Source organism: Streptomyces rubiginosohelvolus, assembly GCF_014649875.1.
In the GTDB taxonomy this organism is placed as follows: Bacteria; Actinomycetota; Actinomycetes; order Streptomycetales; family Streptomycetaceae; genus Streptomyces; species Streptomyces rubiginosohelvolus.
Genome location: NZ_BMTW01000014.1, coordinates 26,925 through 41,997, shown reverse-complemented (window position 1 = coordinate 41,997; position 15,073 = coordinate 26,925). Strand labels below are relative to the sequence as shown.

At 72.5% G+C, this 15,073-nt stretch carries 12 protein-coding genes; 6 read left to right on the top strand and 6 right to left on the bottom strand.

Features of this window, described 5'->3' with window-relative positions; all coding sequences use genetic code 11:
- Window positions 1–176: 176 nt before the first annotated feature.
- On the top strand, window positions 177–1,355 hold the full coding sequence (gene nadA, locus IE134_RS26115; protein WP_505513533.1) for a quinolinate synthase NadA: 1,179 nt from the start codon (window positions 177–179) through the stop codon (window positions 1,353–1,355).
- Between the two features lie 232 nt (window positions 1,356–1,587).
- Entirely contained in the window at window positions 1,588–3,777 is a 2,190-nt protein-coding gene (locus IE134_RS26110; RefSeq protein ID WP_189431917.1) for a tetratricopeptide repeat protein, read from the top strand.
- An 87-nt stretch (window positions 3,778–3,864) separates the two neighbouring features.
- Here IE134_RS26110 and IE134_RS26105 read toward each other — a convergent pair whose 3' ends face one another.
- The 5 genes from IE134_RS26105 to IE134_RS26085 all read right to left on the bottom strand — a co-directional run bounded on the left by IE134_RS26105 (window position 3,865) and on the right by IE134_RS26085 (window position 10,447).
- A complete protein-coding gene (locus tag IE134_RS26105; protein WP_030718787.1) occupies window positions 3,865–7,020 on the bottom strand; it encodes an efflux RND transporter permease subunit in 3,156 nt (1,051 codons plus the stop codon).
- Between the two features lie 186 nt (window positions 7,021–7,206).
- A complete protein-coding gene (locus tag IE134_RS26100) occupies window positions 7,207–7,935 on the bottom strand; it encodes a response regulator (RefSeq protein WP_030718785.1) in 729 nt (242 codons plus the stop codon).
- Window positions 7,932–9,236, bottom strand: coding sequence for a sensor histidine kinase (locus tag IE134_RS26095; RefSeq protein WP_030718778.1), 1,305 nt, complete (start codon window positions 9,234–9,236; stop codon window positions 7,932–7,934). The genes IE134_RS26100 and IE134_RS26095 overlap by 4 nt, the downstream gene beginning before the upstream one ends.
- A gap of 136 nt (window positions 9,237–9,372) precedes the next feature.
- Window positions 9,373–9,651 carry a PspA-associated protein PspAA gene (pspAA, locus tag IE134_RS26090; protein ID WP_006123934.1) on the bottom strand — a complete coding sequence of 93 codons (279 nt, stop codon included), beginning with the start codon at window positions 9,649–9,651 and terminating at the stop codon, window positions 9,373–9,375.
- 10 nt (window positions 9,652–9,661) lie between these two features.
- Complete coding sequence (locus IE134_RS26085; protein ID WP_024263376.1) at window positions 9,662–10,447, bottom strand: PspA/IM30 family protein; 786 nt, start codon at window positions 10,445–10,447, stop codon at window positions 9,662–9,664.
- A 341-nt stretch (window positions 10,448–10,788) separates the two neighbouring features.
- Here IE134_RS26085 and IE134_RS26080 point away from each other — a divergent pair, with 341 nt between their 5' ends.
- The 3 genes from IE134_RS26080 to IE134_RS26070 all read left to right on the top strand — a co-directional run bounded on the left by IE134_RS26080 (window position 10,789) and on the right by IE134_RS26070 (window position 13,338).
- Entirely contained in the window at window positions 10,789–11,388 is a 600-nt protein-coding gene (locus IE134_RS26080; RefSeq protein WP_030718770.1) for a DUF3043 domain-containing protein, read from the top strand.
- A 128-nt stretch (window positions 11,389–11,516) separates the two neighbouring features.
- Window positions 11,517–12,179, top strand: a complete 663-nt coding sequence (locus IE134_RS26075; RefSeq protein WP_189431914.1) for a class I SAM-dependent methyltransferase — start codon at window positions 11,517–11,519, stop codon at window positions 12,177–12,179.
- Window positions 12,180–12,249: 70 nt separating this feature from the next.
- On the top strand, window positions 12,250–13,338 hold the full coding sequence (locus tag IE134_RS26070; protein WP_189431911.1) for a S1C family serine protease: 1,089 nt from the start codon (window positions 12,250–12,252) through the stop codon (window positions 13,336–13,338).
- Between the two features lie 74 nt (window positions 13,339–13,412).
- On the opposite strand, the gene IE134_RS26065 is transcribed toward IE134_RS26070, so the two are convergent.
- Entirely contained in the window at window positions 13,413–13,622 is a 210-nt protein-coding gene (locus tag IE134_RS26065) for a hypothetical protein (protein ID WP_010057779.1), read from the bottom strand.
- 78 nt (window positions 13,623–13,700) lie between these two features.
- Between IE134_RS26065 and IE134_RS26060 the strand changes: the two genes are divergently transcribed.
- Window positions 13,701–14,903 carry a bifunctional adenosylcobinamide kinase/adenosylcobinamide-phosphate guanylyltransferase gene (locus IE134_RS26060; protein WP_030718759.1) on the top strand — a complete coding sequence of 401 codons (1,203 nt, stop codon included), beginning with the start codon at window positions 13,701–13,703 and terminating at the stop codon, window positions 14,901–14,903.
- Window positions 14,904–15,073 lie beyond the last annotated feature (170 nt).

The following is a 15,073-nucleotide window of genomic DNA, read 5'->3' as shown; positions in this document are numbered from 1 at the left end:
CGCGTGTCTGTTCCTTTTCATGCTCGCACACCCGCTCGCCCGGGGGATGCGTCACATCGACGCTATCGGCATCGTCAAAGTGACACGAAGCGGCTATGATAGATAGCGTCAAATAGACGAAAAGGCGCGTTCGCCGAAGCCGCAGAGCAGAACGCAGAGAAGAAAGGGTGCGTGACGTGACCACGGCCCAGCCCCTGGACGTAACTCCCACACCCCTCGCGCTGCTGCTGCTCGGCCGCGAGGCCGACCCGAGGAGCGAGCGCGGCGTCGAATGCCCCGGCGACCTCCCCTCCCCGTCCGACCCGGACCTGGTGGAGCGGGCCCGTGCCGCGAAGGAGAAGCTCGGGGACAAGGTGTTCGTCCTCGGCCACCACTACCAGCGCGACGAGGTCATCCAGTTCGCGGACGTCACCGGTGACTCGTTCAAGCTGGCCCGCGACGCGGCCGCGCGCCCGGAGGCGGAGTACATCGTCTTCTGCGGTGTGCACTTCATGGCCGAGTCCGCGGACATCCTGACCACCGACGCCCAGGCGGTCGTGCTGCCCGACCTGGCGGCCGGCTGCTCGATGGCCGACATGGCCACCGCCGAGCAGGTCGCCGAGTGCTGGGACGTGCTGACGGAGGCCGGGGTCGCCGACCAGGTGGTGCCCGTCTCGTACATGAACTCCTCCGCCGACATCAAGGCCTTCACCGGCAAGCACGGCGGCACGATCTGCACGTCCTCGAACGCGAAACGCGCCCTGGAGTGGGCCTTCGAGCAGGGAGAGAAGATCCTCTTCCTCCCCGACCAGCACCTGGGCCGCAACACGGCCGTGCGGGACATGGGGATGAGCCTGGACGACTGCGTCCTCTACAACCCGCACAAGCCGAACGGCGGCCTCACCGCCGAGCAGCTGCGGGACGCGAAGATGATCCTGTGGCGCGGCCACTGCTCGGTCCACGGCCGCTTCTCGGTCGAGTCGGTCGAGGACGTCCGGGCCCGGATGCCCGGGGTCAACGTGCTGGTGCACCCCGAGTGCAAGCACGAGGTCGTCGCCGCCGCGGACTACGTGGGCTCGACGGAGTACATCATCAAGGCCCTGGAGGCGGCCCCGCGCGGCTCGAAGTGGGCCATCGGTACGGAGCTGAATCTGGTACGCCGCCTGGCGAACCGTTTCGCCGATGAGGACAAGGAGATCGTCTTCCTCGACAAGACGGTCTGCTTCTGCTCGACGATGAACCGCATCGACCTGCCGCACCTGGTCTGGACCCTGGAGTCGCTGGCCGACAACAAGCTGGTCAACCGGATCGAGGTCGACCCGGAGACGGAGAAGTACGCCAAGCTCGCCCTGGAGCGGATGCTGGCGCTGCCGTAACGCGCATCCGTTCCGGGACGCCCTGTGCGTTCCGGGACGCCCTGGAGCCCCGGTATGCCGCTGGTCGGCGTACCGGGGCTTTCGCGTGCCCCGGGGGCCGTGGCCGGGATGCGCCCCCCCGGTCCGGCCGGTTCCGCCATACCGCAGCCGGTGACACCACTGCGTAACTACGCTGCTACTCACCGCAGCGAATGCTCGCGCGGGTGGGAACGACGAGGACGGTGGGGCGGGCATGAACCACGAGGACCGTGGGACGGGTGCGGGTGAGGAGGCGGGGTCGGGGGCGGAGGAATCGTCTGCCGAGGCGTTGGCGCGGGCTGAGCGCGACGTACGGGAGCGGCGGGGCGAGGCCGAGCGGGGTGCCGCCACCGGGCTGCCCGCGCTCGCCGGGGCCCTGCACCGGCTCTCCGGCCTGCGCGCCGCCGCCGGGGACCGCACCGGCGCCCTGGCCGCAGCGAAGGAGGCCGCGCGGATCTACGCCGAGCTCGGTGTGCAGCACCCCGGGAACTACCAGGCGGAACTGGCCCTGGCCATGGGTGCCCTGGGCGATCGCGTCGCCGACACCGGGGACCCGGCGGCCGCCCTGCCGTTCGCGCAGCAGGCCGTACGGCTCCAGCGCGAGCTGGTCGAGGAGGAGCAGCCGGGCGCGTCCGTCCCGGCGCTCGCGGCGTACCTCCTGAACCACGCCGCGCGGCTCGCGGACACCGGGCAGGCCGTGGCCGCCGTGCCCAGTGCGGAGGAGGCGGTCGGTCTCCTGCGCGGGCTCGCCGAGGAGGAGCCGGACGCCTTCCTTCCCCGGCTCGCCGCCGCTCTCCACGCCCTCGGCCACCATCGCGCGGCCGTGAGCGACACCTTCGGAGCGATCGAAGCGGCCCAGGAGGCGCGCAGCCACTTCCGCGTACTCGCCGCCCGGCGGCCCGAGTTCCGTCCCGAGCTGGCCGCGGCCCTGGACGGCTTCGCCGGTCACCTCACCAGGGCCGGCGACCCGACAGGCCGCCGGATCGCGGAGGGCGCCGTCGCCCTGTACCGGGAGCTGGCCGCGGAGTGCCCCGAAGCCTTCGGCGCCGGCCTCGCCGCGGCGCTGGGCACCCTCGCCGGGAGCCCGCCCGTCACCGGTGGCCCGGAGGAGGCCCTGCCCCCGGCACGGGAGGCCGTCGAGCTGCTGCGCGACCAGGGAGACGTCTTTCTGCCCGAGCTGGCCCGCGCCCTCCAGGCGCTCGGTGCGCACCTGGAGCGGAACGGGGACGCCGAGGGGGCGGTGGAGGCGTTCCGGGAGGCGGTGGCCCTCCACCGGTCCCTGGCGCTGGAGACGCCCGGCAGTCCCCCGGGCGCTCCCCCGGTCTCCGCTCTCGTCTCCGCCCTGGACGACCTGGCCCGGGCCCTCGCCCGTACCGGCGAACACGCGGCGGCGATCGAGGAGTTCGACGAGAGCGTCGAGGAGTTCACCGAGGCCGGTCCTGCGGTCGCCCGGCGGCTGGCCGTGGAGCGGAGCGCCTTCCTGCTGCGCTGCCCCGGCCCCTGGCCCGCGACCGGGGTGGGCGAGCTGGTGAACCGGCTCGACGAGGAAGCGGAGCGGACCGGCGGGCCGGACGCCGTGACCGTACGGGCCCGGCAGGCGCTGCGCGGCCACGGCGACACCGCGGCGGTGCACACGGCGTGGGAGGAGGAGACGTTCACGCCCGTGCCGGACTGGCTCGCACTGCCCCGGGAGACCCTGGACCTCGTGAGCGCCTGGATGTTCGCGCCGAACTGGCCCGGCTCCCGTGATTTCTGGTCGCGGAACGCCGAGGTCCTCGGTGGCGCGCAGGCGGCGGTGGCGTTGGAGGAGCTGTCCCTTCTGCATCCGCGCGGTGCGCGGCGGCACGCGCTGCTCCGCGAGGCCGTCCTCGTCCACGGGGTGACCGCCGCCTACGATCCGCTGATCCTCCAGGAGCAGTTGGCCCAGTGGCTGGAGTGCGCGGACTGGAAGGAGTCGCGGGCCCATCTGGAGGAGCACCCGCGTCTTCTGACCGTTCAGCCGCCCGAGGACACCCCGCTGGCCCATGTCGCGATGCTCGACATCGGCCGCATCGAGGGGCTGGACGCCGCCTACCGTCTCGTCGAGGACCGTGCGGCCCTCCAGGCTTACGTGGACCGGGCGTTGGAGGCCGGGGACGGCGTCGCGCTGATGCACGGCGGGGGTATCGAGGGGCAGGTCTTCGGCGACCGGCTCTCCTCGCTCACCCACGCCCAGGTGGCGCTGGTGCTCGCGGGGGCCACCGAGGGCTTCGAACCGGACGACCTCGCCGCGCTCCTGCACAAGGCCCCGGAGGAGACCCGGGCCCGGCTGGTGCGGGAGACCATCTCCGTGAGCACCCGGCTCCCCGAGCAGCGCAAGGAGATGGGGCACCGGATCGTCCGGGCGCTGGGCGGGGACGTCTGAGAGCTCCTGGGACCTCCCGTACGCGGCAGGAGCCCGGCCCACGCGGGTGCGTGGACCGGGCCCCTGTCTTCAGGTTCCGCCTTCGGGTCAGGCCTGCGCGGGCTCGGCCTCGCGGGCCTCCTCCGGCTTCGGCTGGTCCGGGACGCCGGCCTTGGCCGCGCGCTTGGCGGCCTTCTTCTTGGCCCGGCGCTCCTTGCGCAGCTCGACCATCGCGTACAGCGTCGGCACGAGCAGCAGGGTCAGCAGCGTGGAGCTGATCAGACCGCCGATCACCACGACGCCCAGCGGCTGCGAGATGAAGCCGCCCTCGCCGGTGACGCCGAGCGCCATCGGGAGCAGGGCGAAGATGGTCGCGAGCGCCGTCATGATGATCGGGCGGAAGCGGTGGCGGCCGCCCTCGATGACCGCCTCCATGATCCCGAGCCCCTGGGCCCGGTACTGGTTGATCAGGTCGATCAGCACGATCGCGTTGGTGACCACGATGCCGATGAGCATCAGCATGCCGATCATCGCGGGGACGCCCAGCGGGGTGCCCGTGATGAGCAGGAGGGCCAGCGCGCCGGTCGCCGCGAACGGCACGGAGACCAGCAGGATCAGCGGCTGGACGAGCGACCGGAAGGTGGCCACCAGCAGCATGAAGACGATCGCGATGGCCGCCAGCATGGCGAGGCCGAGCTGCATGAACGCTTCGTTCTGGTCCTCGGTGACGCCGCCGATGGTCGCGGTGGCACCCTCCGGCAGGTCCAGGGCGTCGATCTTCGTGGCGAGGTCGGTGCTGACCGCGCCGGTGTTGTCGCCGACGGGCTTGGCGGTGACCGTCGCGGAGCGCTGTCCGTCGATCCGGGTCATCGAGACCGGGCCGGGGACGACCTTCACGTCGGCGATGTCGCCGAGCTTGACCGGGCCGAGCGGCAGGGCCTTCAGCTCGGCCACGGTGGCGGCGGGCTTGGAGGACCGGATGACGATGTCGCGCTCGGTGTCGTCCAGCGTCGCGGAGCCGGCGGGCGTACCGCGGACGGCTCCGGCGACGATCCCGCCCAGGGCGGCGGAGTCGAATCCTGCGGCGGCCGCCTTGTCGTTGGCGGTGACCGAGATGCGCGGGACGCTCTGCGCCAGGTCGCTCTGGACGTCGGTGACGTCCTTGATGGTGGCGACCTCGGCGCGGACCGCCTCGGACGCCTTCTTCAGGACGTCGGCGTCGGCGGCCTTGACCACGACGCTCAGGTCCTGGGAGCCGAAGCCGTCGCCCGCGGCGATGGTGGTGTCGCCGATGCCGTCGAGCTTGCCGAGGGCCTCGTCGATGCGGTCCTGGGCGTTCTCGTAGTCCGCGGCGTCCTTCAGGGTGACCTGGTAGGAGGCCTGGTTGGAGCCGGTTCCGCCGCCGAAGGCGGCCATGAAGCCGGAGGAGCCGACGGTGACCTGGTAGTCCTTGACTCCCTTGTCGTCGGTCAGGACCTTCTCGACCTTGCGGGCGGCCTCGTCGGCGGCTTCCAGGCTGGTGCCGGGGGCGAGTTCCTGCTTGACGGTCAGGACCTCCTGCTCGCCGGCGTCGAAGAAGTTCGTCTTCAGGAGCGGGACCATGCCGAAGGTGCCCAGCAGCACGGCGACGGCGATGACCAGGCTGGTGATCCGGCGGCGGGTCGCGAAGCGCAGGACCGGGACGTAGATCCGCTGGAGCCTGCTGGCCGCTTCCTTCTCCTCGGCCAGGCGCCGGGCCTCCGCCGCGTCCTCGGGGGTGCCCTTGGGTGCGCGCAGGAACCAGTACGACAGGACCGGCACCACGGTGAGCGAGACCAGCAGGGAGGCCAGCAGCGCCGCGGTGATGGTCAGCGAGAACGAGCCGAAGAGCTGGCCGACCATGCCGCCGACCAGACCGATGGGCAGGAAGACCGCGACGGTGGTGAGGGTCGCGGAGGTGACCGCTCCGGCGACCTCCTTGACCGCGTTGATGATCGCCGCGTGCCGCTCCTCGCCGTAGCCGAGGTGACGCTTGATGTTCTCCAGGACCACGATCGAGTCGTCGACGACCCGGCCGATGGCGATGGTGAGCGCGCCGAGGGTGAGCATGTTGAGCGACAGGTCGCGGGTCCAGAGCACGATCAGCGCGAGGACGATCGAGAGCGGGATGGAGACCGCGGTGACCAGTGTCGAGCGGATCGAGGCGAGGAAGACCAGGATCACGATGACCGCGAAGACCAGGCCGAGCGCGCCCTCCGTGGTCAGACCCGAGATCGACTTGGAGACCGCGGGGCCCTGGTCGGAGACGACGGTGAGATCGGAGCCGGCGCCGAGGTCCTTGCGGAGGTCGGGAAGCTTGTCCTTGACGGCGTCCGAGATGGCGACGGCGCTGCCGTCCTTGTCCATCGTCGCCATCACGGCGAGGCTCGGCTTGCCGTTGGTGCGGGTGATGGAGACCGCCGTGGACGGCTCCTGCTTCACCTCGGCCACGTCACCGAGGCGCACCGGCTTGCCCGGCTCTTCCGCTGCGCCCGCCGGGTCCTTGGCGACGACCTGGAGGTCCTCGATCTGCTTCAGGGAGGTGTAGGAGCCGCCGACCTGGATGGTGCGGCTCTTGCCGGACTCGGAGAAGGAACCGGCCGGGACGGTGGCGCCGCCCGACTGGAGGGCCTGGGCGAGCGTGCCCGCGTTCAGACCGGCCGCGGCGAGCTTCCTGTCGTCGGGGACGACGGAGACCTGGAGGTCCTGGACGCCGTCCACGGTGACCTGGCCGACGCCCTCGATGTCCTGGAGGGCCGGGACGACCGTGCGGTCGAGCCGGGCGGCCAGCGTCTGCTGGTCCTCGTCGGAGGTGACGGCGAGGACCACGGTCGGGATGTCGTCCGTGGAACCGGCGATGACCTGCGGGTCGACATCGGCGGGCAGCTGGGCGCGGGCCCGGTTCACCGCCTGCTGGATGTCCGCGACGAGCTGCTTGGTGCCCTCGTCGCCGAAGTCGAAGGTCGCCATGATGAGGGCGTTGCCCTCGCTGGCGGTGGAGGTGATGGACTCGACGCCGTCGACGGCCTTGAGGGAGTTCTCCAGCGGTTCGACGACCTGCTTCTCGACCACATCGGGAGACGCACCCTGGTAGGGCGCCAGCACCGAGACCATCGGCAGTTCGATGGTCGGCAGCAGCTGCTGCTTGAGCTGCGGGATCGCTATCGCGCCGAAGACCAGCGCGACGATCGAGATCAGCCCGATCAGGGCCCTTTGCGCGAGGCTGAATCTGGACAGCCAGGACATGGGTGGGTCTCTCTTCTGTGGCGTATGCGGCAGAGGGCGGGGAGGGGAGCACATCGGGGACCACCCCTCCAGCCCAGTCCTACGATCTCCGCTCCGCGCAGCCGAAACGTCGCCCGCCGGGCTGCTTTCTTATGCCGCGCATACCGCAGGTGGAGTACACCGCCGTACACCCGTGCCGCCTCCGGGTCAGTCCGCGCGGGGGCGCACCAGGCCCGATTCGTAGGCGATGACCACCAATTGCGCCCGGTCGCGGGCGCCCAGTTTCGCCATCGCCCGGTTCACATGGGTCTTGACGGTGAGCGGGCTGACCTCCAGCCGCTCGGCGATCCGGTCGTTGGAGTGGCCGCCCGCGACCTGCACCAGCACCTCGCGTTCGCGGCCGGTGAGCGCCGCCAGCCGCTCCGCGTACTCCGCGCTGTCCGGCCCTTCCTGCGAACTGCCGCCCTGGGCCAGGAACGTGGCGATGAGCCCCTTGGTCGCCGCCGGGGAGAGCAGCGCCTCGCCGGCGGCGGCGATCCGGATGGCGTTGAGGAGTTCGTCGGGCTCCGCGCCCTTGCCGAGGAAGCCGGAGGCTCCGGCGCGCAGCGACTGGACCACGTACTCGTCGACCTCGAAGGTGGTGAGCATGACCACCCGCACCGCGGACAGCTCCGGGTCGGCGCTGATCATGCGGGTGGCGGCGAGCCCGTCGGTGCCCGGCATCCGGATGTCCATGAGCACCACGTCGGCGCCCGTGGCGCGGGCCAGCTCGACGGCCTGGGCCCCGTCGGCGGCCTCGCCGACCACCTCCATGTCCGGCTCGGAGTCCACCAGCACCCGGAACGCGCTGCGCAGCAGCGCCTGGTCGTCGGCGAGCAGCACCCTGATCGGTGCCTCCCGCGCGTCGGGCGTCGTTGCCGGCGTCGGCTGGGTCATCGGCGGAGCCCCGTCCCGCCCGCTGTGCCCGGCCGCTCCGGTTCACCCGTGCGGGCCTCGACCGGAAGGATCGCATGGACCCGGAAGCCGCCGCCGTAGCGAGGGCCCGCGGTGAGGGCCCCGCCGAGGGCGGTGACGCGTTCCCGCATGCCGACCAGGCCGTGGCCGCCGCTGTCCAGGCCGTCGCCGTCCGCCGGAGGGCCGTCGGCCGGTCCGGTGCCGGGGCCCCGGCCGGCGCTCCCCCGGCCGTTGTCGAGCACGGTGACCTCGGCGGTGGCGCCCACCCGTACGACGCTCACCTCGGCCTTGGCCCCGGCGCCCGCGTGCTTGCGGACGTTGGTCAGGGCCTCCTGGATGACCCGGTAGGCGGCGAGGTCGACGGCGGCGGGCAGCCGGTCGCGGTCGGCGCAGGCCACCTCGACGGGGAGCCCGGCGTTGCGGAAGGTGGTGACCAGTTCGCCGAGGACGGCGAGCCCGGGGGCCGGTTCGGTGGGCGCCTCGGGGTCGCCCTGCTGGCGCAGGAGGCCGACGGTCACCCGGAGCTCGTTGAGGGCGGAGCGGCTGGCGTCGCGGACGTGGGCGAGCGCCTCCTTGGCCTGGTCCGGGCGCTTGTCCATGACGTGGGCGGCGACCCCGGCCTGGACGTTGACCAGGGCGATGTGGTGGGCGACGACGTCGTGGAGGTCCCGGGCGATCCGCAGCCGCTCCTCGGCGACCCGGCGGCGGGCCTCCTCCTCCCGGGTGCGCTCGGCCCGCTCGGCCCGCTCCCGGATGGCGTCGACGAACGCGCGCCTGCTGCGTACGGCGTCCCCGGCGGCGGAGGCGAGACCGGTCCAGGCGAAGACGCCGAAGTTCTCCTGGCTGTACCAGGGGGTCGAGCCGAAGACCATCGCGGCGGCGGTGAGCCCTCCCATGGTCAGCAGTCCGACCCGCCAGGTCGTGGGGCGGTCGGTGCGCGAGGCGACGGTGTAGAGGGCGATGACGGTGCTCATGACCACCGGGGCGGGCGGGTCCATCAGGACGTACTCGACGGCCGCGAGCGCCGCGGTGACCGCGAGGACCTGCATCGGGCGGCGGCGCCGCAGGACGAGGGCCGCGGCGGTGAGGGTCATCAGGAGGACGCTGAACAGCTCGGGGGTACGGGCCCCGAAGGCGGGCGGCCCGTGGCCGTCGCCCGGGTCGGTGAACGAGCTGCAGATCATCGCGACGAGGGTGCAGAACGCCAGGGTCGCGTCGAACGCGAGCGGATGTTCCCGGAGCCAGCGGCGGGCGCGCGCGAAGCCGGACGAGAGGGTGGTCACGTCGAGCAACGGTACGCGGCCGGTCCTCGGCGGCGTGAGCCTTCCCCGACGGGAGCCGCCGGAAGCACCGCTGCCCCGCGGCCGGCGGACCGGACGCGGGGCAGGGGGTGCTGGGTGCTGAGGGGCGGACTGTGGGTCAGTTGGGGATGAGCCCGTCGTCGCTGAGCATGGCGCGTACGTCTTCGAGGGTGGCGTCGGGCGCCGGCAGGATCAGCTCGGACGGCTCCAGGGAGTCGTCCGGCAGCGGAGTGCCGAGCTCGCGCACCTTGTCCAGGAGTGCGTGGAGGGTGGTGCGAAAGCCGGGGCCGTCGCCGCTCTCCATCTCCTTGAGCAGGACGTCGTCGAGTTCGTTCAGCTCGACGAAGTGACTGTCGGCCAGCTTGACCTGGCCCTCCCCCATGATCCGTACGATCATGACGCTGCCCTTACTGCTTGTCGAACTTGTGCGGGGACGACTGCTGCGACTGCTGGGAACCGTCCTGGGCGCCACCCTCGATGGCCTGCTGCGAGGACGAGGAGCCGCCGGCCAGCTCAGCCTTCATGCGCTGCAGCTCCAGCTCCACGTCGCTGCCGCCGGAGATCCGGTCCAGCTCGGCGGCGATGTCGTCCTTCGCCGTGCCGGTCGGGTCGTCCAGGGCGCCGGAGGCGAGCAGCTCGTCGATGGCGCCGGCCCGCGCCTGGAGCTGCTGCGTCTTGTCCTCGGCCCGCTGGATCGCGAGGCCGACGTCGCCCATCTCCTCGGAGATGCCGGAGAAGGCCTCGCCGATCCGGGTCTGGGCCTGGGCCGCCGTGTAGGTGGCCTTGATGGTCTCCTTCTTCGTGCGGAAGGCGTCGACCTTGGCCTGCAGACGCTGCGCCGCGAGGGTGAGCTTCTCCTCCTCACCCTGCAGCGTGGTGTGCTGCGTCTCCAGGTCGGTGACCTGCTGCTGGAGGGCGGCGCGCCGTGAGAGCGCCTCGCGCGCCAGGTCCTCGCGGCCCAGCGCCAGCGCCTTGCGGCCCTGGTCCTCCAGCTTGGACGACTGGCCCTGCAGCTGGTTCAGCTGCAGCTCCAGGCGCTTGCGGGACGTCGCCACGTCGGCGACGCCGCGCCGCACCTTCTGAAGCAGCTCCAGCTGCTTCTGGTACGAGTAGTCGAGGGTCTCGCGCGGATCCTCGGCCCGGTCAAGGGCCTTGTTTGCCTTCGCGCGGAAGATCATTCCCATACGCTTCATGACACCGCTCATGGGCTTCGCGCGCCCCCTTCTGACGGACTGAGCTCCAGCACTCCCGATAGGACCCAGAGTACGGGCCCTGTCTCTATTACCGCACTGTTCGGACGCCGATGTGCTCCTCCCCAAGGACGACTGCACCCGGTGAACGCTCCCGCCCAGGGTGTAGGTGAGGCCCCGGGGTCGTCCCCGACGGACTTCGGGACCGTCCCGTGACGGACTTCGGAACAGCCGGTAAACGCCCGTATCGGCCGGTCGGGGCCCTTGTGGGCACCCCGTCCGTTGCCGGATCGTGCCCGCCCGGGTCGCCGGGCCCGCGCGCCGACCCCGTACCCTTGGGTTTTGTGTTCCGTAGCCGTGCCAAGACAGAGAAGGCCCCCACCGACAAGGTGACGGCGGACCTCTCCCAGCAGCCCCGCGACCCGCAGGCTCCCAAGGGTCGCCCCACCCCCAAGCGCAGCGAGGCCCAGACGCAGCGGCGTCGTGCCGCGTCCGCGGCGCCCGCCGACCGCAAGGCGGCCATGAAGCGCCAGCGCGAAGCGCGCCGCGCCGACCTGGCCCGCCAGCGTGAGGCGCTCGCGTCGGGCGACGAGCGGTATCTCCCGGTCCGCGACAAGGGCCCGGTCCGGCGCTTCGTCCGCGACTACGTGGACTCGCGCTTCTGCATCGCCGAGTGGTTCCTGCCGCTCGCCGTGATCATCCTGATCCTCAGCGTGATCCAGGTGCAGAACATCCAGAGCATCTCGCTGCTGCTGTGGCTCGGTGTGATCATCCTGATCGTGATCGACTCGATCGGTCTGTCGATGCGCCTGAAGAAGCAGCTCCGCGAGCGCTTCCCGGACACCCCGAAGCGCGGAGCCGTGGCGTACGGCCTGATGCGCACGCTCCAGATGCGCCGACTGCGGCTGCCGAAGCCGCAGGTCAAGCGCGGAGAGCGGCCCTGAGCACGGATGCCTCCGGCTTCACCGGGGTCTCCTCGGCGTGGCTGGCGGGTCTCGGCGGCGTACGCAACACGGTCCGCCAGGAGCTGGTCGCCCGGCAGCTGGACGAGCAGATAGCCGGACGGTTCCCGGTGGGCCGTCGGCTGCGCGTTCTGGACGTCGGCACGGGCCAGGGCACCCAGGCTCTGCGCCTCGCGCGGGCCGGTCACTCGGTGACCGGTCTGGAGTCGGACGCGGAGATGCTGGCCTCGGCCCGGGCGGCCCTGGCGAGCGAGCCGGAGGGCATCCGGGAGCGGGTCCGGCTCATCGAGGGCGACGGCCGGGACACCGGTGTGCACTTCCTGCCCGGCAGCTTCGACGTGGTGCTGTGCCACGGCGTCCTGATGTACGTCGAGGAGCCGGACCCGATGCTGGCCGGGCTCGCCCGGATGCTGGCACCGGGCGGTCTGCTCTCCCTGCTCGTACGGAACGCGGACGCGCTCGCGATGCGCCCGGGGCTCGCCGGTGACTTCGGCGCGGCCCTGACCGCCTTCGACACCGCCGCGTACACCAACCGCCTCGGCCTCACCGTGCGTGCCGACCGGCTCGACGCCCTGCGGGCCACGCTCGCCGGGATCGCCGCGCCGCTGCACGCCTGGTACGGGGTGCGGGTCTTCACGGACAACGTCGGCAACGACGTGGAGCTGCCGGCCGAGGAGCTGGAGCGGGTCCTGACCCTGGAGGACCGGGCCGGGCGGACCGACCCGTACCGGGGTGTGGCGGCGCTGCTGCATCTGTGCGGGGTGCGCGGCTAGCCGGTGGCCGGCGGGCCCGTTCGGCCCATCAGTACGGGCACCCGAACGGGCCCGGCACGAGACTCCGGATATGGACTCTCACCCCTCCCGCAGCCGGGCGCGCAGGCTGCTGCTCCCCCTATCCGCGGCCGTCTGTGCCATCGCCCTGGCGGGCGGCTGTTCCGGTGCGAGTCCGGCGGCCCCGGCCCCCGAGGCCGCTGCGTCGGGTACGGCGCAGGGTGCGGTGAAGCGTGCCCCCGACGATCTGGAGAACGCCTACCAGGACGTCATCAACGACGTGCTGCCTTCGGTGGTGCAGATCGACGCCTCGGAGGGGCTCGGCTCCGGGATCGTGTACGACGACAAGGGGCACATCGTCACCAATGCCCATGTGGTCGGTGACGAGAAGACGTTCAAGGTCAGCGTCGCCACCGGGGAGGCGGTGCTGAACGCCTCGCTGGTCTCCTCCTACCCGGAGCAGGACCTGGCGGTGATCAAGCTCGACGAGGTGCCGGACGGGCTGCGGGCCGCGAAGTTCGGCGACGCGGAGAAGGTCGAGGTCGGGCAGATCGTCCTGGCGATGGGCTCGCCGCTGGGCCTGTCCAGCAGTGTCACCCAGGGCATCGTGTCCGCGCTCGGCCGGACGGTGAGCGAGAGCCGGTCGGGCGGTGGCACGGGCGCGACGATCGCCAACATGGTGCAGACGTCCGCGGCGATCAACCCGGGCAACAGCGGCGGTGCGCTCGTGAACCTCGACAGCCAGGTGATCGGCATTCCGACCCTGGCCGCGACCGACCCGCAGATGGGCGACAGCGCGGCGCCGGGCATCGGCTTCGCGATCCCCGTCTCGATGGTGCGGACGGTCGCCGACCAGATCATCAAGGACGGCAAGGTCACCGACTCGGGCCGGGCGGCGCTGAACATCACCGGCCGCACGGTCGTCGATGACAACTACCGCCCCGCCGGGGTGGCGCTGGTCAGTGTGGATCGGGGCGGCGCGGCGGCCGACGCGGGGCTGCGGCCCGGGGACACCATCACGAAGATCGGGGACACCGAGGTCACGACGATCACCTCGCTCTCCGAGGCGCTGGCGGGCGAGAAGCCGGGCGGGAAGGTGACCGTGACGTACACACGGGACGGCGACAGCCGGACGGCGGAGGTCACGCTCGGGGAGATCTGATCCCCCGGAACCGGGCCGGAGCCGGGAAGGGGCGGTACGGGTCTCCCGTACCGCCCCTTCCCGGGTGCCGGGCGTCAGGCGCCGTCGGCCTGCAGGCTCATCGGGCCGTAGATCTTGGTGGTGTCCTCGAAGAGCGTCACCTGTGCGGCACCGCCCTCCAGGAGCTCTTTCCAGTACTCACCGATCCAGGACTCCGCGTCGCCCTGGGTGGTGAACTCCTCCGGCTGCAGCGCCGGCTCCGTCTCCGTACCGTCGGACTTCTCGAACCGCCACGTCCACGCCATGTCCGCCTCCTGGGTCACGTTGCTGCCCGAAGCCTAGCCGGGCGGGCGGCCTGAGCGGGGACACGGGAGGATCAAGGTGTGGAACTGACACTGCTCGGCACCGGAGCCCCCGACGGGCTGCCGCGCCCCTCCTGCCCCTGTGCGGTCTGCGCCTCCGCCCGCGGCCCGTGGGCGCGGGCCGCGACGGCGTTGCTGGTCGACGACGCGCTGCTGCTGGACCTCACCCCCGGCGCGATGTTCGCCGCCGCCCGGGCGGGGCGTTCGCTGGGCGCGGTCCGCCAGGTGCTGCTGACCCACCCGCACGACGGGCCCGCCGTCGAACTGCCCGCCCTGCTGCCGCCCGCCGGGCGGGTCCCGGACGGTCAGGTCCTGACGCTGATCAGCGGGCACCGGGTGCGGGCGGTGGCGATGGACGCCCCGGGGACCGGGTACGAGGTGACCGCCCCGGACGGCGAGCGGCTGCTGTACCTGCCGCCGGGGGCCGCCCCCTCCGGGCTGCCCGAGCGGGTGGAGGCGCCGTACGAGATGGTCGTCCTCGATGTGATCGGGCGCCCCGACGCGGTGGCCCGGCTGCGGGCGGCCGACGCGGTGGGCCCGACGACCGAGGTGATCGCGGTCCACCTGGACCACGACGCCCCACCGGGCCCGGCGCTGGAGCGGCGGCTCGCGGCGGCCGGGGCGCGGGCGGTACCGGACGGGACGACGCTGGTGGTGGGCGAGTACCACGCGGTGCCGGACGTGCCGCGCCGGGTGCTGGTGACGGGGGGCGCGCGGTCGGGGAAGTCGCTGGAGGCGGAGCAGCGTCTGGAGACGTTCCCGGAGGTGGTGTACGTGGCGACCGGCGGCCGCCGCGACGGGGACCCGGAGTGGGCGGCCCGGATCGGACTGCACCGGGAGCGCAGGCCGGGCGCCTGGCGGACCGAGGAGACCTGCGAGCTCACGGAGCTGCTGGGGGCGGACGGGCCGCCGCTGCTGATCGACTGCCTCTCGCTGTGGCTGACCGACGCGATGGACCGGGTGGGGGCCTGGGAGGACGAGCGGTGGCACGACGGTGGCGAGGCGGCGCTGCGGGAGCGGGTCGCGGAGCTGGTCGCCGCGGTGCGCGGGACCCTGCGGCCGGTGGTGCTGGTGACCAACGAGGTGGGGTCGGGGGTGGTCCCGGCGACGGCGGCGGGGCGGCGGTTCCGGGACGAGCTGGGGCGGCTGAACGCGGCGGTGGCGGCCGAGTGCGAGCAGGTGCTGCTGGTGGTGGCGGGGCAGGTGCTGGTGCTGCGGGGGTGAGGGAGGCGGCACCCAGCACTTGGGCCTCGGCTACCGGGGGTGAGGGGGGTGTGCCGGTTCCGCCGCTCGCGGCCCGTCCCCTCTCCGGGGCCGACCGGTACTGTTCCCGCTGGGGCCCGCCGCTGGGTCCCCCGACCCGGATCCGACCTGACGACCCGCGAGGCAGACCT